Origin of the sequence: Erwinia magellanica (assembly GCF_039023495.1) — a bacterium.
In the GTDB taxonomy this organism is placed as follows: Bacteria; Pseudomonadota; Gammaproteobacteria; order Enterobacterales; family Enterobacteriaceae; genus Erwinia.
The window spans coordinates 956,474-976,634 of record NZ_JBCHVC010000001.1; the positions used below are offsets into that span (position 1 = coordinate 956,474).

Consider the following 20,161-nt stretch of genomic DNA (forward strand, 5'->3'; position numbering starts at 1 on the left):
CCGGAGAATAATCCTGGCGGGGTTTTTTATTGGTTTTCAGCGAATTCAGGCCGCAACGCGCGCGCGTACCGCCTCTTTCTCCGCTTCTGTCAGAAACGCAATCTTCAGCCCATTCTCCTGCGCGGTGCGGATCTGCGCCGGGCTTAACCCTGCCTGGGGAGCGGCGACTTCATACTCGTGCGCCAGCTCAATGCCCTGAACAGCGGGGTCGTCAGTGTTAATGGTTGCCAGAATGCCATGTTCAAGGAAGGTCGCCAGCGGATGATGCGCCAGCGAGGAAACGGTGCTGGTCTGAATATTGGAGGTCAGGCAGGACTCCACGCCAATCTGGTGTGCAGCCAGAAAATCCATCAGCGCCGGATCTTCAATCGCCTTCACGCCGTGACCAATACGCTCGGCACCCAGCTCGCGGATCGACTGCCAGATGCTTTCCGGGCCAGCGGCTTCACCAGCATGCACGGTAATGCGGAAGCCGGCATCGCGGGCGAGGGTAAAGTGGCTCAGGAACTGGCTGCCAGGGAAGCCCAGCTCATCGCCAGCGAGATCGATTGCCGTAATGTTGTCGCGACAGGCCAGAAACCCTTCCAGCTCGCGCAGGCAGGCTTCTTCACCAAAGGTGCGGCTCATAATGCCCGTCAGGCGAACATCAATGTTGTGTTGCTGGCAACCGGTGCGAATGCCGTCAATCACGGCTTCCACCACGCCCTGGATCGGCAGATTGTGGGTCATCGCCATATAGCCCGGTGAAAAGCGCAGTTCAGCATAATGGATGCCGGCGCGGGCTGCGTCTTCCACATTTTCTATCGCAATGCGGCGGCAGGCATCAAGCGAACCCAAAACTTTGACGCCCCAGTCCAGCTTGTTAAGAAAGCTCACCAGGTCGGGTTCGGTTTGCGTAACCTGTACGTGTGGCCGCAAAAGCTCCAGCGTGGTGGCGGGCAGGGTGAGGTTAAACTCACGGCCCAGATCCAGAATGGTTTGTGCACGAATATTGCCGTCAAGGTGGCGATGAATATCGGTAAGGGGAAGCTGGGTATCAATCATGTCGGCGCACTCGGTTATTTTCATAAAGTGCATAACAGTATAAAAACAATTTGCGCAACTCCGCCAGCGGTTTGCGCAATCGCCGCTGCAAGTGTTGATTATTTGCGCCATTCGCCGCCTCGCAGCGGCTTGCGGGCGCTCTGGCAGCGCAAATTTTCAATTCCGGCGATCAGGCGGTTAAGTCCCTCATCAACTTTACTGCGCGGACAACCCACATTCAGCCGGAGATAACCTGCTCCCTGCGGGCCGTAGGTGTAACCTGGCATGATCGCTACCTGCTGCTGTTCAATCAGCTCTTGTTGCAGCGCATGGTCATCCAGCTTTAACGGCGAGAGGTCAATCCACGCCAGATAAGTGGCCTGAGGAGGTTGCCAGTTCAGGCAAGGGAATGCCTGGTTGAGCCGCGTCGCCACCCGTTGCAGATTGCCTTTGAGGTACTCCCGCAAGGCATCCAGCCAGCTTTCCCCTTGCCGGTAAGCGGCAATATGCGCCGCTACGGCAAGTACGGCGGGAGAAGAGAGACCGTCAGCGCCCTTCAGCGCCGCGAACCAGGCTTGCCGATCCTGCTCATCGCTGATAAAACCATACGCCCCGGTCAGGGCGGGGATATTGAAGCTTTTCGAGGCAGAGGTGAACAGCGCCCAGCGATCGCCCGCAACCGCGCTCCAGGGGGTGTGCTGTTGGTCGCCCATAATCATATCCATATGAATTTCATCACTGATCACCCGCACGTTGTAACGCTGGCAAAGGGCTGAAATCTCTTCCAGCTTTTCACGCCGCCAGACCTTGCCGGTAGGGTTGTGCGGACTGCAAAGAAGCAGGATCCTGCACTCATCGCGAGCCAGCAGCGCTGCCATTTGCTGCATATCACAAAACCACTCATTCTCACGCCGCTCAAGCGGCAGAGAGAGAACGCGGCGATCGTTCCCCTCAATCGCTTTATAAAATGCATCGTAGGCTGGAGTATGGATAGCCACGCCGTCACCGGGTCTGGACCAGCGACGGATCATTTGCGCCACCATATAAATCACCGACGGGCCATAAACAATCTGCTGCGGGTCAACGTTAATATCGAAACGGCGCTGATACCAGTGGCTGACGGCAGATAAAAAGTCCGGATGCTGCCAGCGGCTGTAGCCAAGCACGCCCTGCGCCAGACGCTGCTGAAGCGCCTCAGTCACGGCGGGAGCGGTGGCAAAATCCATATCAGAAATGGTGAAAGGCAGCAGATCGTCGCGGCCAAAGCGGTCGGCAACAAAATCCCACTGGGTCGACCAGCTGCCGCGCCGGTCGATAACTCGATCAAAATCAAACATCTGGTTTCTCCGTGCGGGCGCACCAGCTTCCCTGCTGGTCTGCCTTCCGTTTTTTTATAGAGACAGGTGGGATAAATCGCTGAGGAGAGGGCATCACCGGGGCGTACCCTCAGCCACTATTCAGCCGGGCACCGCTGCCATCATGCTGGCCATCTCATCTTTCACTGACTGAACCTGAGGGCCAATTACCACCTGCAAACTGTGTTGATTCAGATGGACTACACCAATCACCCTGTTCGCCTTAAGGGCTGCGTCATCTACCAGACTCATATCTTTGACCGAAAGACGCAGGCGGGTCAGGCAGTTATCCAGCGAGGTAATATTCTCCATTCCCCCCAGTGCCGCAAGAATGGCCGGGGTGTTATAACCCGATTTACCCACCGTGGCGGAGATGTTCTTCTCAACGGTGGTGGTGTCGAGATCGCGACCCGGCGTCTTGATATTAAAATGGGTAATAGCAAAGCGGAAAATCAGGTAGTAACCCACAAACCAGATGGCAGCCACCACCGGCACGAAATACCATTTGGTGGCAAGACCATGCAGGATGCCAAACACCACGAAATCGATAATATTGCCATCCGTGTTGCCGATGGTCACGCCCAGTACTGCCATCACGGTGAAGCCCAGACCGGTCAGCAGCGCATGGATCAGATAGAGCACGGGTGCCACGAACAGGAACAGGAATTCAATCGGTTCGGTGGTGCCGCCCACCACGCAGGCCACGACACCTGAAATCAGTAAGCCTTTTATTTTGTGACGGTTTTCAGGACGGGCGCAGTGATACATCGCCAGCGCGGCGCCCGGTAACCCACCGAGGAAGGCCGGCATTTTGCCCTGTGACAGGAAGCGCGTGGCGCTTTCAGCAAAGCCTGAAGTTTCCGGACAGGAGAGCTGTGCCTGGAAAATGGTTAAAGCGCCGCTGACGGTATGACCACAAACCTCCATCGTGCCGCCCGCATCGGTAAAGCGGATAATCGCCACCAGAATATGCTGCAAGCCAAACGGCAGCAGCAGGCGCTCGCCGGTGCCGAAGATCATCGGTCCGAACTCGCCAGCGCCGTTGATCACCCAGCCAAGACCGGTAATTGCCGCCGCGAACCAGGGCCAAATCAGCGGGATCACCAGCCCGACCAGTCCCATTACCAGCGTGGTAATGATGGGTACAAAGCGCGTGCCGCCAAAGAAGGCCAGCGCATCAGGCAGACGGATGGTGTGGAAACGCTCATGCAGATAAAACACGATGATGCCCACAATGACCGCGCCAAGGATCCCGGTATCGATCGACTGAATGCCGATAATATTCTGAATATTATTGGCCTTGAGTACCGCAGCATCTGTTGCAGGTAAAATCCCCTTAGCATTAAGCCAGAAGTTTACCGCCAGATTCATCACCGCAAAGCCCACGAAGCCGGAGAAAGCGGCAACGCCCTTATTTTCCCGCGCCATTCCCAGCGGGATAGCGATGGCAAACATCACCGGCAGATAGCTGAATGCAAAAGAGCCTACTTTGCTCATCCACAGAAAAATCAGCTGTAAGATCTGATTACCCAGAAAGGGGATCAGCGTAATAACATCGTGGCTGCTCAGCGAACTGCCAATTCCCATCATGATGCCGCAGAACGAGAGCAGCGCAACGGGAAGCATAAAAGTTTTGCCCAGACTCTGGAAAAACTCCCAAAGCGTTATTTTGTGTTTAGTGGCCGACATAGACTCTCCCGGGATAAAAAATGCTCAGACCGCGCTGAGGTAAAAAATGATAAAACGTTTTATCAGATATTAATGCGCCATCAGTCACACTCTTCCCGGCGGTGCAGGTTTTATTTCAGGCTTCACAAGTGTAACGTTTTACCTTGTGGTTTCGACCGGGTTCACTAAACGAGTCAGCCAGGGCTGGCTGGAAATTTTTATGTCACTGAAAAAAAGCACTATCAATGATGTTGCGCTCGAAGCCGGGGTCTCCGTGACCACCGTCTCTTTGGTTCTCTCCGGAAAAGGGCGCATCTCCTCTGCCACCACTGAACGCGTTAACCGAGCCGTTCAGGCGCTTGGGTTTGTTCCCAATCGCTCCGCCACCATGCTCAGAGGCGGCGGGAGTGGGGTTGTAGGCTTGATCGTCCGCGATCTCTGCCATCCGTTTTATGCTGAGATGACCGCTGGCCTCAGTGAAGGGCTGGAAGCGCAGGGCAAAGTGCTGTTTCTGACGCAAAGCGGGCCAAAGGGAAAGCAGATTGACCGCTGTTTCGATACGCTGGTAGCGCAGGGCGTGGAGGGGATTGTGTTAGGCGGCGGTGCAGAGAACGCCTCGCACCTCGTTGCAAAGGCACGGGAGCAGGGTATCGCCCTGATTTGCGCCTCACGAGCCAGCAGCCTGGAGGAGACGGACTCTATCCGCCCCGATAATCTCCACGCGGCGCAAATCGCCACGGAGTATTTGATCAGGCGAGGCCATCACTGTATTGCCTGGCTTGGCGGCTCGGGTTCTTCTCTGACCAGGGCGGAGCGCATCGGCGGCTACTGCTCCACATTGTTACAGTATGGTTTGCCGTTTCGTAGCGAATGGATTATTGAAAGCGGCCGCTATCAGCGGGATGTGGCTGAACTCACGGAAGATCTGATCCATCATCATCCCACCATTACCGCAATCCTTTGCCATAATGCATCGGTTGCGCTGGGCTGCTACTTTGGCTTACAGCGCACGGGAAGAACCATTGGCAAGGGCGGGGTGGACAGCTACTACGGACAGCAAATGGCGCTGGTAGGGTTTGGTGACGCGCCGGAAGCGGAACTGACCGATCCGCCGCTGACTTTTATCACCAGCTCGGCCAGAGAAATTGGCCGCACGGCGGCGCAAAGGCTGCTACAGCGCATGGCCGATCCTGCCGGGGCTGTGCAAAATAGCATCCTTCCGCCGGTGCTTATTGAGCGTGGCTCTGCATAGAGTAACTCTGAGAGCGGCCTGCCAGCTAAAAGCGTGACTCAGGCCTGAAGCAGGAGGGTGGCATAAAAAAGGGCGCGATAATCGCGCCCTGATAAGAAGCTTACCGTTACTGCGGCATTTCTGCTGGTGCAATCCCACCTAACATATAACGCGCCAGGAACTGATCAAGCGGCATTTTTTCACCGTTCATTGTTACCTGACCCGTGGCGTACTGCAAACTGGTAACGATATTATTATCCTTCTGCGTGGTCAGTTTGAACATCTGGCCCATTGCCGCCACGCCTTTTACCTGCTGATCCGCCAGTTTAGCAGCATCCTCTTGTTTATAGCCTTCAGCCATCGCCACGTGAGTCATCATCTCGGTTGCCATCGGCATTGAGATGCTCAGCTTGCTATCCAGCGTTTTCAGGACGTTATCCACCGCCTGCCCGATGTTCTGCGGTTGAGCGGTGTTAGTGGAAGGATCTTTAAAGTGCACCGAGAGATTAAAGCTGCTCTCACCTTTATCATTCTTCCAGCTGAAGGGAGCGATGTTAACTACCGGATCGCCTTTCAGCAGCAGAGGAAGGTTAGCCGTCAGGATCTGGCTCATACGCTGCTGATAGAGGGCCGGATTGTCGCTGATCCCTGGCTCATTCAGCAGTGCCTGCACCTGGCTGTTGTAGTTGTCAGAAAAGGCCTTCATACCATTTGCGTCAAACTGCGACAGTTTTACCGAAAGCTTACCTTCGCCAAAGTTCTGGTTTTGCAGCTTCAGGGAATCCAGCGTGTAATCAATGGTACCGGCGATCAGGCTCTTCTCAGAGTTGAAGGAGGATTTCCCCTTCAGCCCTTCAGCAATAAACGCTTCCTGTCCATCCACGGCGGCGGTGAGTTTTTGCAGGTTGATGCTCTGATCGCCCACGCGCATCCCTTCCGGGCTGAGGTGGGTGGTGGCATCCAGCTTCAGGCCATTAGCGGTAAAGAGTACCGGCATATCGAGCTGATTTTTGGTGGTCAGCACCAGGCTGTCCAGATTACCGGTAAACTCAACTTTGTCGCCCTTGCTATCGGCGCTGACGTTGAGCGTGCCCCCGTTAGAGGCAAACCGCTCTCCGGTCTGGGTATTGTTATAATCCATCGGCAGCAGATGAATGTCAGAAACGGTGGTGCCGCTGTAACCCACACGGGTTTCCGCCTGAATAATCGACTGGCCTTTGGTCATTTCAAACAGCTTCTTCACCGCATCGGTGTTTTCCAGCTGCGTGTGTACAGAAGCCATACTGGGGATCAGATTGAATTTTTTCAGCTGGGCGAAAGGGAAAGGGCCGTGGTCAATCTTCTCGTTAAAGACGATGCTCTGGCCGGGCTTGATCAAGGCGTTATCTTCAGTCTGCGAGTTAGATTGCAGCATGAAACGGGCAGTGCTGCTGAAAATGCCGCGTTTGTAATCCTGATAGCTCAGCTTCAGACGGCTTTCCGGTGCCATATTATTCATCTGGGCATTCGCATTCTGCACCAGTTGATCCATGTTCTTTTCCAGTTGTTTTCCGGTAAACCAGGCAGTTCCGGTCCAAATCACGCCGAGTGCGACTACTACTCCAATCGCTATCTTTGTCTTTTTCATCTGTAAAGTCGTCCTTTTAGTCACTGGCGCCGGCAAATCGATCCTGTGGGCAAATGCCTGGCGAATAAAAAACGCCCTGAGGCGTTTTTGTTTAATAATTTGATTAATAATAGCAATTGTGGCCCTTTACGTCAGCCGCAATCCGTCAGATCGTTAAAGACTCGCGCTACTCGTCCAGTGCCTGCCAGAGTGAGAGGGAATTCCGTGGCCGGAACAAAACAGGATTCACCGGGCTTAAGCGTCAGCTGCTGTTCACCATGACTGACCACAGCCTGACCCTCTACACAGAACAGAATAGCGGCGCTTTGCTGGTGAACGGTAACAGGCGTGGCGCTGAGCTGGTGCAGAGAGAAGGCAAAGTCATCCACCGGCACCGGGAAATTCAGGGTTGTCCCTGCCTGCTCCGGCTGGGTCAGCAGGCTGGCATAAGGTTTGGCTTCAAATTTCAGGTTGGCCAGCAGTTCAGGAATATCAATATATTTTGGCGTCAGGCCAGCGCGTAACACGTTATCTGAGTTCGCCATCACCTCCAGCGCCACGCCCTTCAAATAGGCATGCGGAGTTTCGGCAAACAGGAACATCGCTTCGCCAGGCTGCAACTCAATCACATTCAGCAGTAGCGGGGAAAAGAGTCCGCTGTCATCCGGGTAATTCTCGGCAATTAAAGCAACGGTCTCCCACGGCTCGCCTGTACGGCTTCGCAGTTCACTCTTCAGTAAATCCAGCGCCAGGCTTTTTTGTTCCCCTTCCATCGACAGCAGCGCAGCAAACAGCGCTGACAGGCCGCTCATCGCAGGCGACTGCAAAAAGTGGGCAATGGCCGGATGCGCGCCCGCTACGGGTTGCAGCAGAGAGATAATTTCGTGCAGCTCACGAAATCCGTTGATCGCCTTAAACGGGGTAAGGGCAAACACCAGTTCTGGCTTGTGATTAGCATCTTTATAGTTGCGGTTCGCTGCTGAAAGAGGAATGCCGGCAGCATTCTCTTTGGCAAACCCCACTTCGGCAGCGGCCTTGCTGGGATGAACCTGAATAGATAAAGGCTGGTCAGCGCAGAGCACTTTGAATAAGAAAGGCAGCTCTCCAAATCGCTCCGCCACGGCTTTACTTAATAAAGTCTCTTTATCTGCCTCTATAACCGCGCGCAACGACTCCTTTTCACCGTTAACTTCAATATAAGAGGGGCTTTTGGGATGCGCACCCATCCAGAGTTCAGCCATAGGTTGCCCGCCTGGATTAGCTATCCCATACAGTTCCGTCAGGGCCGTCGGGCTTCCCCAGGCGTAATTTTGCAGAGAATTGATCAATTTTTGCATGTTAACTCACCTGTATTTCGATAATTTCTGGTGATATTAAAGCAGAAAACCATGACTAAAAGACAATGCGGTGTGCAATAAGGGCGTATGAGTCGCATAATGTTAAATTATTGTATGACACACTACGCCCCGCGCTTTCAGCCCGGAAGGGTAAAAGAAAGGGTTAATATTCATATCATTGTGTAAAAGGAGAGAATCATGGCTGCCAACCGTATTGAGAAAGACTCAATGGGTTCCATTGACGTTCCTGCGGATAAGCTTTGGGGCGCGCAAACTCAGCGCTCGCTGGAACACTTTCGCATCTCCACGGAAAAAATGCCCGTTGAGCTGGTGCGCGCGCTGGTGCTCACCAAGCGGGCAGCGGCAAAGGTTAACAGCGATTTAGGGCTGCTTCCGGCTGAACGCGCAACAGCAATTATCAACGCAGCGGATGAGGTACTTGCCGACAAGCACAGCTCAGAATTCCCCCTCGCTATCTGGCAAACCGGCTCCGGTACGCAAAGCAATATGAATATGAATGAAGTGCTTGCCAACCGCGCCAGTGAGATCCTGGGCGGCGTACGCGGCATGGAACGTCTGGTTCACCCTAACGACGATGTGAACAAGAGCCAAAGCTCTAATGATGTTTTCCCCACTGCGATGCACGTCGCTGCCGTGCTGGCTGTGCAGGAGCATTTGCTACCTGAACTGAGAACCCTGCACAAGACCCTGAATGAGAAAGCAGAAGCCTTTAAGGATATTGTTAAAATTGGCCGAACTCACCTACAGGACGCCACGCCGCTGACGCTGGGCCAGGAGATCTCCGGCTGGGTTGCCATGCTGGGGCATAATCTGAAGCACATTGAGCAAAGTCTTCCCCATGTGGCTGAGCTGGCGCTGGGCGGAACGGCGGTGGGAACCGGCCTCAATACCCATCCTGAATATGCCGTTCGCGTGGCTGAAGAGCTGGCCAACCTCACCAGTCAACCATTTGTCACTTCACCCAATAAGTTTGAAGCGCTGGCAACCTGCGATGCACTGGTTCATGCCCACGGTTCGTTGAAAGGTCTGGCCGCTTCTTTGATGAAGATCGCCAACGACGTTCGCTGGCTCTCTTCCGGCCCGCGCTGCGGTATTGGTGAAATATCCATTCCTGAGAACGAGCCGGGCAGCTCAATCATGCCAGGGAAAGTCAACCCAACACAGTGTGAAGCCATGACTATGTTGTGCTGCCAGGTGATGGGGAATGACGTTGCGGTGAATATGGGGGGCGCTTCAGGTAACTTTGAGCTGAACGTTTACCGTCCGATGATTATTCATAATTTCCTGCAATCCGTACGTATGCTGGCGGACGGCATGGAGAGCTTTAACCATCATTGCGCCACAGGGATAGAGCCTAACCACGATCGTATCTCTCAGTTGCTCAATGAATCACTGATGCTGGTGACGGCGTTAAATACACATATTGGTTACGATAAAGCGGCTGAAATAGCCAAAAAGGCACATAAAGAGGGATTAACCCTTAAAGCGTCAGCGCTGAAACTTGGCTATCTCTCGGAAGAGGAATTTGATGCCTGGGTGCGACCAGAAGATATGGTTGGCAGCATGAAGTCGTAAAATGATGCAGATAAAAAGAGCGGGGTGCCACCCGCTCTTTTTTGCTTTCTGACACGGTTAAACCTCAATATCGCTATATAGATGCAGCCTAGGGATCAGGGTATACAGGGTTTTTGCCTGGGGTTTAAATTTGTGAACCACATTATCTGCATCGTAATTGAGCAACTCCCCTAATTTCGGCACGCTGGTTGCATCCGGACAAAGAATCAGTAGCGGGGAAGGGCAGGCAAGCTGCGTTTGCTTCTGCTGCTGTTTATTCCATACGCGCGCAATGGGCTGCACCTTAACCGGGCGTTTTATCTTTAGCTTCGCGGAAGCGGGCAGGGAATTAAGCAACGCAATCTCGTCGCTGAGTTTTTCCGCCCACTCTTCCCGCGTCCAGGGTGCCATTGCCCGTCCTGCCTTGACGCTTTTATTGAGTTTTTCCAGCATCTCTTCGCGTGTGACATTTTTAATAATATGCTTGTTTGCCCAGCCAAAATGCAGGGAATCCGCGGCGTCCAGCAGGGTAATAGTCCTGTAAGCATTCAGCGTAATTAGCCCCTTCAAATGCGTATGAACAAATTCAAAACGCTCCTCGCTGGGCACACCAGATTCCACGGTAATAATCTGCTCAAGGCGCTGCTTAAGGCTATTTATGTTATCGATATGTTGATGTACCAGCCGGGATTCTTCGGGGCTGGCAGCAAAACAGAGGGCGCCCGGTAAGCGAACCGCAGCTTTAGTACTTAAGGATTCAGACTGATGCTGAATAAAAAGGCGAAGGTAGTGTCTGAGTGCCAGATCCAGAGCGGGTTGCGCCAGGTGCTGTTTCACCGCAATTTTACGCACGGGGTCATGCTCGTTCCCCTTCATAACGGGCGGCAGCTCAAATACCCGCGCCACTAACAACCGCAGGCCAGGCAGGAAGTTTGTGAAGGTTTTCAGGGCGGTCTCAAGGTCGGCCACGCAGCGATGGAGATTATCTACGGCTTCATAACGGCTCATCTGGCATCCTTAGTTACAACATACTAATCACTGTCAGCGTAATATAACAAGGGCATTTTTAAAACTAAAAAATTAAACAGGCAGGAATAATAAACCAGAGGGGCCACGCCAGGATAAGCTGACGTGGCAGGAAGATTAAATCAGGAAATCTTCCAGTTTTTTACCCTGATCTAACGCCTGCTTAATTACCGCTGGGGTACGACCCTGGCCGGTCCAGGATTTAGTTTCACCGTTTTCATCGGTGTACTGATATTTAGCCGGGCGGGGAGCACGTTTAGCACGGGATTTGCCGGTAGTGGTTTCTGCCGCAGTCAGTTCGCTTAAATCAATGCCGTCATCCAGCAACATCTGACGATATTTCGCCAGCTTTTCTTCTTTTTCCTTGACTTCAGAAGCAATGGCCGCTTCTGATTCACGACGTTCATTTACTACCGCTTCGAGTTTTTCCAGCATCTCTTCAAGTTCAGTTAAAGAAACTTCACGAGCCTGTGCACGAAGAGTTCGAATGTTATTTAATACTTTCAGAGTTTCGCTCATAAAGGAATCCGTAGCGTTGAGTGGTTTAAAAATTAAACAGTGGAGGTAACAAGGCTCAGTGTACAGAGAAAATTCACGGTAAAAAACAGTTAATGTGTAATTTCGTTATTTATTTTCTGCGCCGTCACCTTTTTAACCGAAAGTGCAGGGCGTCAACATTAATATATTTACATTAATAGGACAATTCTTAACGTTACATGGGCGGAACGTTTGGACAAATGAACAAACCCCATTTTGCACAGAGGGATAATTGTCAGCGTCATTCATCCGGCTATATTCAGTTGCTCTGGCAGGGCCGTACATAAAAAGTTCAGAGCCAGAGTTAATATGAGTAAGCACTCCAATACTTTTGCCTGCTAAAAATTACTCTGCTGGGATTGTTACAGTAATAACTCCTATCTTCGTCAGGATTAAAAGCGGTTTATCTTGCTCTCCGCCAGACAGATTGATAAAAGCACCATGCTGTTGGTTTTTTAAAGCACAGGCTTATTAAGGGGCAGCCAGTCGGGATGGCGCAGAAATCAGGATGGCAGAAGGCGGTGGTAGCGGCTACTTTAGTTACAACATACTATTTGTTGATTTTCACTACAATCGCGGTAAGACCGCGTAAAAATGACAGACAACATCGCTGTAAGAATGCCTGGCAGGCAGAAAATGAGCTGATAAACTGCGGAAGTTCGTGTTGAACGCCTCCTGGAGCTATCAATGAAAACACCCCGCATGCGCTGGTTCTGGCTAATCCTGTTTTCTGCTCTTGCTGTCCTGGGGCTGGAGAGCCTGAATCTACCGGCAGCGCTACTGTTAGGCCCTATGGCCATGGCGATCGTTTTCGCAGCACGTGACAAGCCACTGACAATTCATCGTCAGCTCTTTTCCCTGGCTCAGGGAGTGGTGGGGATGATGATTGCCAGAGCGATGCCGGCCTCACTCTTTGTTGAAATGGCTAAGAACTGGCCTTTATTTGTCGCCAGTATCAGTTCGGTGATTATCGCCAGCACTCTGCTGGGATGGTTACTGGCTCGCTGGCAAGTGTTGCCAGGTTCAACTGCTATTTGGGGATCGTCACCCGGTGCGGCTACGGCCATGACCTTAATGGCAGAAAGTTATGGGGCAGACGTGCGACTGGTCGCCTTTATGCAATATCTGCGGGTAGTTGTCGTGGCGGTGACGGCAACGCTGGTGGCGCGTATCTGGGCGCCCGCCGTGCCCGCCGGCAGCATGAGTTCAAGCTTTGATATCATTCAGCCCGTGGCTTGGAGCCATTTTGGTTATACGCTACTGATTATTGTCGGGGGAGTGCTGGTAAGCCGTCTCTGGCGTATTCCGGCAGGGCCGTTATTAATCACCCTTGCGGGCGGAGCACTCTTGCAGGATTTCAAGGTGATCTCAATCGAATTGCCGCCAGCCTTGCTAATGGTGGCTTATGCGATTATTGGCTGGAGTATCGGGCTGCGCTTTAACCGGGCAATTCTGATTTATGTAGCGAAAGCCTTGCCGCGACTCTTATTATCGATTTTCAGTCTGGTAGTGATCTGCGGCGTATTTGCTTTGTGCCTGGTTCATTTTGCCGGCATCGACCCGCTGACTGCCTATCTGGCTACCAGTCCGGGCGGGGCCGACTCGGTAGCTATTATCGCTTCATCCAGCCACGTTGATATGCCGTTTGTGATGTCGATGCAAACCGGGCGGTTTATTATTGTACTGCTGACAGGGCCTGCTCTTGCAAGATGGGTTGCCAACTCAATGGCCGCTAAACAACGAAAACAGGAGAGGCCGCGCTAAATATAAAAGCCAGGCAAGTGCCTGGCTTTATTACTTAACAAGAGTGCGTTAAGAGACTTCAGGGAAGGGCATGGCGTTGCCCGGCGCTTCCCGATGAATATGCAGGAAGGTTAAGTGACGCTCATACTGATCGAGGATGTCATTAATAATCTGCTCTTTGGTGTAATCCATCAGGTCATTGCCCTGAGTACCTTCAAGCAGGAATGTTTCCAGGCGGAAATAATCTGACTTGCCGCTGCGCGCCCGATAAGTAAAGGCGGGCACAGAGTAGCGCTGAGGCCAGATCTGATAGAGGAAGCGCTGCTCTTCGCCCAGCGTGACTAACATCTCCAGATGATTCAGACGCTCATCCTCCAGCGGCGGCAGTTCGTTGACCTGTACCTCAGCACCGCGCCTTTGCAGCTCCAGCGCAACCTCCTGCATGGCGGGCAGACAAACGGTATCCAGCATCTTTTTAGTGTGGGTGCTGCCAGGGTAGTTCATCACGCGGGAGATACGCTGCTTCCAGTTCAGACGGTCTTCACGGGAAACCGGCATGGGCGGAGTGCTGGCAACGCTGCTTGCACGCCGGTGATCTTCCACACGCAGAGATTTGTATAATCCGGCCATCACAAAGAAAATCACAAAGCTGAACGGCAGCCCCATAATCACCGTGGTTTTCTGTAGCGCCGTAACGCCATTAACCATCAGCATGCCCAGCGTGAGCAACCCAATAGCCAGCGACCAGAAGATCCGCAGCCAGTTTGGTGCATCATTATTGATATCGCTGAGTTGTGAGGTGAAATTCCCCAGCACCAGCGAGCCGGAATCAGCAGAGGTGACGTAGAACAGCAGGCCGGTAATGGTCGCCACCGAAGCGCTGAAGGTAAAGGCTGGATATTGCGCCAGCAAGCTGTAGAAGCCGCGCTCCGGATGCGCCAGCGTTTCCTGTGCAAAGCCCAGGTTACCGTGGATAATTTCATTCAGCGCGCTGTTGCCGAAAATCGACAGCCAGAGCAGGGTAAAGATAAAGGGAATGGTCAGCGTGCCGACGACAAACTGTCGGATTGTACGGCCACGAGAGATTCGGGCCAGGAACAGGCCCACAAACGGCGACCAGGCAACCCACCAGGCCCAGAAGAAGAGCGTCCAGTTATTCATCCACTCCGTTGGGCGATCAAAGGCAAAACTGTTCAGCGTCATACCCATAAAGCGGTTGATATAATCCCCGACGTTCAGCACCAGCGCATTCAGCAGGAAACTGGTATCGCCCATAAACAGCACAAAGAGGATCAGCCCCAGCGCCAGCAGAACATTCAGTTCCGAAAGGAGGCGGATCCCTTTATTTACGCCAGAGGTCACCGAGATGGTCGCCATAATGACTGAAAGGGCAATTAGCGCAGCCTGCGCCGTCAGCCCTTCAGGCACATGGAACAGCACATTGAGTCCATAGTTCAGCTGAACTACGCCAATCCCCAGTGTGGTTGCAATGCCAAAGATGGTACCGATTACCGCGGCAATATCGACCGAGTGACCGATTGGGCCATTAATACGTTTGCCGAATATAGGATAAAGGGCAGAGCGGATGGTCAGCGGCAGGCCGTAGCGATAGCTGAAGTAGCCCAGGGCGATCCCCATCAGTGCGTACATAGCCCAGCCGGTTAAACCGTAGTGGAACAGTGTCCAGACCATCGCCTGGCGCGCCGCTTCCATTGTCTGACCCTGGCCTTCAGGTGGCATCATATACTGTGTCACCGGTTCTGCGACCGAGAAAAACATCAGATCGATACCGATACCCGCGGCGAACAGCATAGCCGCCCAGCTCATCAGGCTGAATTCCGGTTTGGATTGTTCCGGCCCCAGTTTGATAGAGCCAAAGCGTGAAGCGGCAATTACCACCACAAAGACGATATAAACCGTCGCTGCCAGCAGATAATACCAACCAAAGGTATTTGATACCCACTCCAGCGTTGAGTTAATCCAGCGATCGGATAAATCAGTAAAAAAGATAGTGGTTAAAGAAAACAGCAGTATCAGCGCTGCTGAGGTGTAAAAGACCACGGGATTAATACGGTCTTGTTGTTCTTTCCTGGATATTTCAGTCGTCGGCATACCTTCTCCGAAATCAATCAAGATGGAACCCGATTTTCGCAAAGCGTGCCTTAGCGCATACTGGGAAAAGCCGCCGCATATCCGCTAACTACACTGGGGAAAACTCAGGGGGTGTAAAGTTATCTTTTTGATTTAACTCTGTTAATTAACCAATTCTTCACCTTTTTGATAACATAATGTGCAAAAACTGATAACCATCATAGTTTTTATTGATTGAGCATTCAATTAAAAATAACCCGAAAAGTCTGGGTATTATCTGTTTCCACACTAAGGGTATGGCTATATTTTCACTGCCATTACATAGTAAAAAAATCGGAGCTGAGAGGGATGTTGAGGTGATATTTCATTGCGGAGTTTGTACACATCTTGCAGAGAGAACAGAAAGCAAAGGAGAGAGGAAAAAGAATATTTGTGCCCGGGAGAAAAATATAACCGCCGCCAGCGATGAGCTGACGGCAGGGCGGCTGTCGAAATTAATTATAAATGATGGCGGTGCCATGCAGGTTGTTCTGACCAGAGGTCGAAGTGATGAGGAAAGATTTCGCGCCTGCCTCCTGAGCCTTTGCCGAGAGTTGTGCCTCCAGAGAAGCCAGGTTAGTGCTGCCGGTTGCGCTGATTACGCCCAGTTTCTGCTGACTGGATGGGGCGCTGGTAACCAGTTCTGCCGCCATGCTGCCAAAAGAGAGAGAACCCAGAAGAACGGCCGCGATAGTTAATTTGATATTTTTCATGACGATACCCTTAATAATTTAAATTTTTATAAAAAAAGCTCATTCGGTGTAATTACTGATAAATCTCGGCAGTAGCATGCATACGGTTATTACCTGTAGTTGAGGTAATCCGGAATGATTTCGCGCCTGCGGCATCGGCTTTAGTCGCCAGCTGAGATTCCAGTGAGGAGAGGTTGCTACCCGTAGCGCTTACCACACCCACCTGTTGTTGGTTCATCGGTTCCTGATTCACGCTCTCTGCCGCAAAACTGGCAAATGAGAGGGAAGTCAGGGCGAGGGCAGCAAGAGTCATTTTCATGGTTTTCATCGTTTGTATTCTCTCTTAATTCGGTTTAGTTGATCTCTGCGTCGTTATTAGTTAACGATCGATAACTAAATGGTATGCCTGCCTTGCTCATCCGTCAATGCTATTTTGTTATCGATCGTTAATTTATTAGTTATCACATTGATTTATAAAATTTTAAAGCCAGAAAAAAAATGTAACTCTCAGCTGAAATCCTGCGTTTGCCGCGGTAAGTTTATTTGCAGCAGGAATGTGACAAAGAGACTCGACATCACGCCCTAAACGTTTTTATAATGATCGGTAATTTAATCAGCAAGTGCTGTGTCAACAGAGAGGACTTATGACTGATCAGGACATCTGCACACGTAAGGGCCGGGGACGGCCAAAAACGTTTAACCGCGAAGCTGCCCTTGATAAGGCGCTTGAACTCTTCTGGCAACATGGCTATGAAGCCACATCTTTGTCAGATTTGGTCGAGGCGACGGGTGCGAAAGCCCCAACGCTCTATGCAGAATTTACCAATAAAGAGGGGCTGTTCCGCGCGGCCGTAGACAGATATACAGAGAAGTTTGCCGATCAACGGCAGGCGGCTTTAGCCTGTCCGGAGAGCTGCGTTGAAAAAGGGGTGGAAAACTATTTCCGTTCTACCGCAGCCTGTTTTACCGACGGGCAGAAACCCGCGGGCTGTTTCTTTATCTGTACTTCTACGGCGCTTTCAGCCGACTCTGCCGAAGTGGCAGATATGCTTAAAGCGCGCCACACCAGCCAGGAGAGCCATCTCCATCACTTTTTACTTGAGCGTCAGAGCGCGGGTGAACTGGATGCAAAAACGAATATTGCCGCGCTTTCAGCCTATCTTGGCTGTCTGATGCAGGGCATGTCCGTGCGCGCACGGGAGGGGGCAAGCCGGCAAGAACTGGATGGTATTATCGACACGCTTATGCTGCAATGGCCTGCATTGAGCCGGATCGGCTGTCATTAAGTCCGGCCACATTAAAAAGAGGAGTCACCATGACAATAGAATATGCAACCATCGCCGGAGGCTGCTTCTGGTGTACCGAAGCGGTCTTCAAACAAATTAACGGTGTAGTCTCTGTAGAAAGTGGTTATATCGGCGGGCATACCTCTAATCCCACTTACCGTGAGGTTTGTGAGGGTGATACGGGCCATGCTGAAGCCATCCGCCTGGGCTTTGATCCTGAAAAAGTAAGCTATGGTGACCTGCTGGATATCAGCTTTGCCACCCACGATCCAACCCAGCTTAATCGCCAGGGTAACGATATCGGTACTCAGTATCGTTCAGCCATTTTCCCCGCTAATGAAGCGCAGGCTGAAGAAGCCAGGGCCGCTATTGTGCGGGCGCAGGAAGATCATACCAGCCCAATTGTGACCACAATTGAGGGGCCGGCGGAGTGGTATCCGGCTGAAGAGTATCATCAGAATTACTGGGAAGGCGAAGGGCAGCAGAATCGTTACTGTCTGGCCGTTATTCCCCCTAAACTGCAAAAGCTGCATAAACGTTATGCGGACCGCACTAAAGCCTAAGCTTTCAGGTGCAGGCAGAGCAAGAACAGAGGACGGGCGCAAGGCCCGTTCTTTTTACAGCTGTTTATTTCTGAGACGAACCCCCACCAGCAAGGCCATTATCAGCAGTACAATTATAAATGCGGTAATCCCCTGCCAGCCGAACTGATGCCAGAAAACCCCGCCCGCCGTCCCGGCCACGCTGGAGCCAAGATAATAACTGAACAGATAGAGAGAACTTGCCTGGCCCTTAGCCCGTCTGGCACGTGGACCGATCCAGCTGCTGGCCACCGAATGTCCGGCAAAGAATCCGGCGGTAAACAGCATCATCCCTGCCAAAATCAGCCAGACGGCGCTGAACAGCGTCATCAGTACGCCTGCCACCATCATGCCAGTCGCAAACAGCAGTACGGCTGCACGGCCAAATTTTGCCGTCATCAAGCCCGCTTTCGGCGAACTCCATGAGCCGGTGAGATAGACCACGGAAAGCAGACCGACAATGGCCTGGCTCATAAAGTAGGGCGGCGCCAGCAGGCGATAGCCGATGTAATTAAACAGCGTGACAAAGGCACCCATCAGCAGAAATCCCTCTGCAAACAGCAGCGGAAGACCGTTATCGCGCCAGTGCAGCCTGAAATTAATCAGCAGCGTGCGGGGTTTTAAGGATGTGGGACGGAAATGGCGCGAAGGCGGCAGAATTTTCCAGAACATCAGGGCCGAAGCGAGAGCGAAGCAGCCAATAACAGCGACAGCAATACGCCAGGAGCTGAAATCGGTGATCACTCCGCTTAGCAGTCTGCCGCTCATTCCGCCAATAGAGTTACCACTGATATAGAGTCCCATTGAGAAAGCGATCGCGCCCGGGTGCATCTCCTCGCTGATATAGGTCATGCCCACCGCAGCCACGCCGCTTAGTGATAAGCCGATAAGCGCCCGCATAATCAGGATCCCGTGCCAGCTGGTCATGACGGCTGAAAGCAGCGTACAGCTTGCAGCCAGCAGCAGCGCGGTCACCATCACAGATTTCCGCCCGACGGCATCAGAAAGCGGCCCGGTCACCAGTAACCCCAGCGCCAACAGCACCGTAGAAACAGAGAGCGAAAGGCTGCTGGCAGCCGGGGAGACGCCAAATTCATGCGACAGCACCGGCATAATGGGCTGGACGCAATAAAGGAGGGCGAAGGTGGCTAATCCCGCTGAAAATAAGGCCAGCGTGACGCGCAGATATTGCGGAGTGCCGCGCTCAATAAATTCACTATCTGGCAGAGGTTGCGGATTCCGCTTAACGCGGTCGTCCAGCGTCGCGGAAGATGAGGAGCGATTCACTGCAAATCCTTTCAGGCTGTTTATTCATCATTTACTGTAATAAGCGTTCGGTATGATGTCTAATCTATTAATAATCTTGAATGAGACTTTAAAGATATGAATATTGAGCTGCGCCATCTGCGCTATTTTATTGCCGTCGCGGAAGAGCTTCATTTTGGCCGGGCGGCCCAGCGTCTCAACATCTCTCAGCCTCCGCTCAGCCAGCAGATCCAGATCCTCGAGCAGCAGATCGGCGCACGGCTGTTCGCCCGAACCAACCGAAGCGTGCAACTGACGGCAGCAGGCATGCAGTTTCTTAACGACGCCAGGCAGATTATGCAGAGCGTGACGCAGGCGGCGGATAAAGCTGCCCGTCTGCACCGGGGGGAAGAGGGCGAGCTGCGGATTGGGTTTACCTCTTCGGCTCCTTTTATTACCCCGGTATCGGATGCCTTATTCACTTTTCGCCAACGGCATCCGGGCGTCCATATACAGATGCAGGAGATCAATACGCGACAGCAGCTTGAACCCCTGAATGAGGGGCGGCTGGATCTGGGGGTGATGAGAAATACCCCGCTGCCGGAAACCCTTGCCCATCAGCTGCTGCTTCGCGAACCGCTCTGTGCAGTATTTCCTCGCGATCATCCCCTGGCGGAGAAAGCGGCAATCTCAGTCACGGAGCTGGCGCAGGAACCCTTTGTGTTTTTTGATCCCCAGGTCGGCACGGCGCTCTATACCGAAACGCTGGCTCTGCTTCAGCGATACGCTGTTGCGCCCAATATTGCTCAGGAAGTGGGAGAGGCAATGACCATTCTCGGCCTGGTCGCCACTGGTTTGGGCATTTCCATTCTTCCAGCCTCGTTCAGCCGTATTCGTCTGGATGATGTCCGCTGGGTGGCACTGAAAGAACAGGATGCCTGGTCCGAAGTCTGGCTGGTCTGGTCGCGACGACGCGAAACCACCGCGGTTATTGAACAGATGAAAGCTTTGCTGCTTGCGGCCACGGTTGGCGGTTTATCCGGCAGCTGAAGCGCTTTTATGTGCTGTAAATCACATTCCGAATCAAATATTTGACGGCATCCGTGAAGTGTTTCACCATGCAGAT

17 protein-coding genes are annotated in these 20,161 nt (G+C 52.5%); 6 read left to right on the top strand and 11 right to left on the bottom strand.

The features are described from left to right. Nucleotides 1–45: 45 nt before the first annotated feature. The 3 genes from add to malX all read right to left on the bottom strand — a co-directional run bounded on the left by add (nt 46) and on the right by malX (nt 4,067). Nucleotides 46–1,044, bottom strand: coding sequence for an adenosine deaminase (add, locus tag AAH450_RS04420; RefSeq protein WP_342909083.1), 999 nt, complete (start codon nt 1,042–1,044; stop codon nt 46–48). Nucleotides 1,045–1,142: 98 nt separating this feature from the next. Then, complete coding sequence (locus AAH450_RS04425; protein WP_342909084.1) at nt 1,143–2,360, bottom strand: MalY/PatB family protein; 1,218 nt, start codon at nt 2,358–2,360, stop codon at nt 1,143–1,145. Nucleotides 2,361–2,480: 120 nt separating this feature from the next. Next, nucleotides 2,481–4,067 carry a maltose/glucose-specific PTS transporter subunit IIBC gene (gene malX / locus AAH450_RS04430; protein ID WP_342909085.1) on the bottom strand — a complete coding sequence of 529 codons (1,587 nt, stop codon included), beginning with the start codon at nt 4,065–4,067 and terminating at the stop codon, nt 2,481–2,483. 199 nt (nt 4,068–4,266) lie between these two features. Between malX and AAH450_RS04435 the strand changes: the two genes are divergently transcribed. Then, on the top strand, nt 4,267–5,298 hold the full coding sequence (locus AAH450_RS04435) for a Mal regulon transcriptional regulator MalI (protein WP_342909086.1): 1,032 nt from the start codon (nt 4,267–4,269) through the stop codon (nt 5,296–5,298). A gap of 106 nt (nt 5,299–5,404) precedes the next feature. Here the strand turns inward: AAH450_RS04435 and AAH450_RS04440 are convergent, their stop codons facing one another. Both AAH450_RS04440 and manA read right to left on the bottom strand, forming a co-directional pair. Next, complete coding sequence (locus AAH450_RS04440; protein ID WP_342909087.1) at nt 5,405–6,904, bottom strand: YdgA family protein; 1,500 nt, start codon at nt 6,902–6,904, stop codon at nt 5,405–5,407. 131 nt (nt 6,905–7,035) lie between these two features. Continuing rightward, nucleotides 7,036–8,220 carry a mannose-6-phosphate isomerase gene (gene manA, locus AAH450_RS04445; protein ID WP_342909088.1) on the bottom strand — a complete coding sequence of 395 codons (1,185 nt, stop codon included), beginning with the start codon at nt 8,218–8,220 and terminating at the stop codon, nt 7,036–7,038. Between the two features lie 198 nt (nt 8,221–8,418). On the opposite strand from manA, the gene fumC reads away from it, so the two are divergent. Further along, nucleotides 8,419–9,816 (top strand): class II fumarate hydratase, encoded by a 1,398-nt coding sequence (gene fumC, locus AAH450_RS04450; RefSeq protein WP_342909089.1) that lies wholly within the window; start codon nt 8,419–8,421, stop codon nt 9,814–9,816. A gap of 57 nt (nt 9,817–9,873) precedes the next feature. On the opposite strand, the gene tus is transcribed toward fumC, so the two are convergent. Continuing rightward, a complete protein-coding gene (gene tus / locus AAH450_RS04455) occupies nt 9,874–10,803 on the bottom strand; it encodes a DNA replication terminus site-binding protein (protein ID WP_342909090.1) in 930 nt (309 codons plus the stop codon). 135 nt (nt 10,804–10,938) lie between these two features. Beyond that, entirely contained in the window at nt 10,939–11,340 is a 402-nt protein-coding gene (locus AAH450_RS04460) for an H-NS family histone-like protein (RefSeq protein ID WP_306212757.1), read from the bottom strand. 705 nt (nt 11,341–12,045) lie between these two features. Here AAH450_RS04460 and AAH450_RS04465 point away from each other — a divergent pair. Continuing rightward, nucleotides 12,046–13,122 carry an AbrB family transcriptional regulator gene (locus AAH450_RS04465; protein ID WP_342909091.1) on the top strand — a complete coding sequence of 359 codons (1,077 nt, stop codon included), beginning with the start codon at nt 12,046–12,048 and terminating at the stop codon, nt 13,120–13,122. A 48-nt stretch (nt 13,123–13,170) separates the two neighbouring features. Here AAH450_RS04465 and AAH450_RS04470 read toward each other — a convergent pair whose 3' ends face one another. From AAH450_RS04470 to bhsA (AAH450_RS04480), 3 genes are all read right to left on the bottom strand, one after another. Beyond that, nucleotides 13,171–15,213, bottom strand: a complete 2,043-nt coding sequence (locus AAH450_RS04470) for a choline transporter (RefSeq protein ID WP_342909092.1) — start codon at nt 15,211–15,213, stop codon at nt 13,171–13,173. A 473-nt stretch (nt 15,214–15,686) separates the two neighbouring features. Next, the gene (gene bhsA, locus AAH450_RS04475; protein ID WP_342909093.1) at nt 15,687–15,944 is read right to left on the bottom strand and encodes a multiple stress resistance protein BhsA; all 258 of its coding nucleotides are present in this window, start codon (nt 15,942–15,944) and stop codon (nt 15,687–15,689) included. 52 nt (nt 15,945–15,996) lie between these two features. Next, complete coding sequence (bhsA, locus tag AAH450_RS04480; RefSeq protein WP_342909094.1) at nt 15,997–16,251, bottom strand: multiple stress resistance protein BhsA; 255 nt, start codon at nt 16,249–16,251, stop codon at nt 15,997–15,999. A gap of 316 nt (nt 16,252–16,567) precedes the next feature. On the opposite strand from bhsA (AAH450_RS04480), the gene AAH450_RS04485 reads away from it, so the two are divergent. Continuing rightward, nucleotides 16,568–17,209 carry a TetR/AcrR family transcriptional regulator gene (locus AAH450_RS04485; RefSeq protein ID WP_342909095.1) on the top strand — a complete coding sequence of 214 codons (642 nt, stop codon included), beginning with the start codon at nt 16,568–16,570 and terminating at the stop codon, nt 17,207–17,209. A gap of 29 nt (nt 17,210–17,238) precedes the next feature. After that, complete coding sequence (gene msrA / locus AAH450_RS04490; RefSeq protein ID WP_342909096.1) at nt 17,239–17,772, top strand: peptide-methionine (S)-S-oxide reductase MsrA; 534 nt, start codon at nt 17,239–17,241, stop codon at nt 17,770–17,772. 54 nt (nt 17,773–17,826) lie between these two features. Here msrA and AAH450_RS04495 read toward each other — a convergent pair whose 3' ends face one another. Continuing rightward, nucleotides 17,827–19,050 (bottom strand): MFS transporter, encoded by a 1,224-nt coding sequence (locus tag AAH450_RS04495; protein ID WP_463322708.1) that lies wholly within the window; start codon nt 19,048–19,050, stop codon nt 17,827–17,829. A gap of 123 nt (nt 19,051–19,173) precedes the next feature. On the opposite strand from AAH450_RS04495, the gene AAH450_RS04500 reads away from it, so the two are divergent. Continuing rightward, the gene (locus tag AAH450_RS04500) at nt 19,174–20,085 is read left to right on the top strand and encodes a LysR family transcriptional regulator (protein ID WP_342909098.1); all 912 of its coding nucleotides are present in this window, start codon (nt 19,174–19,176) and stop codon (nt 20,083–20,085) included. Nucleotides 20,086–20,161: the final 76 nt, after the last annotated feature.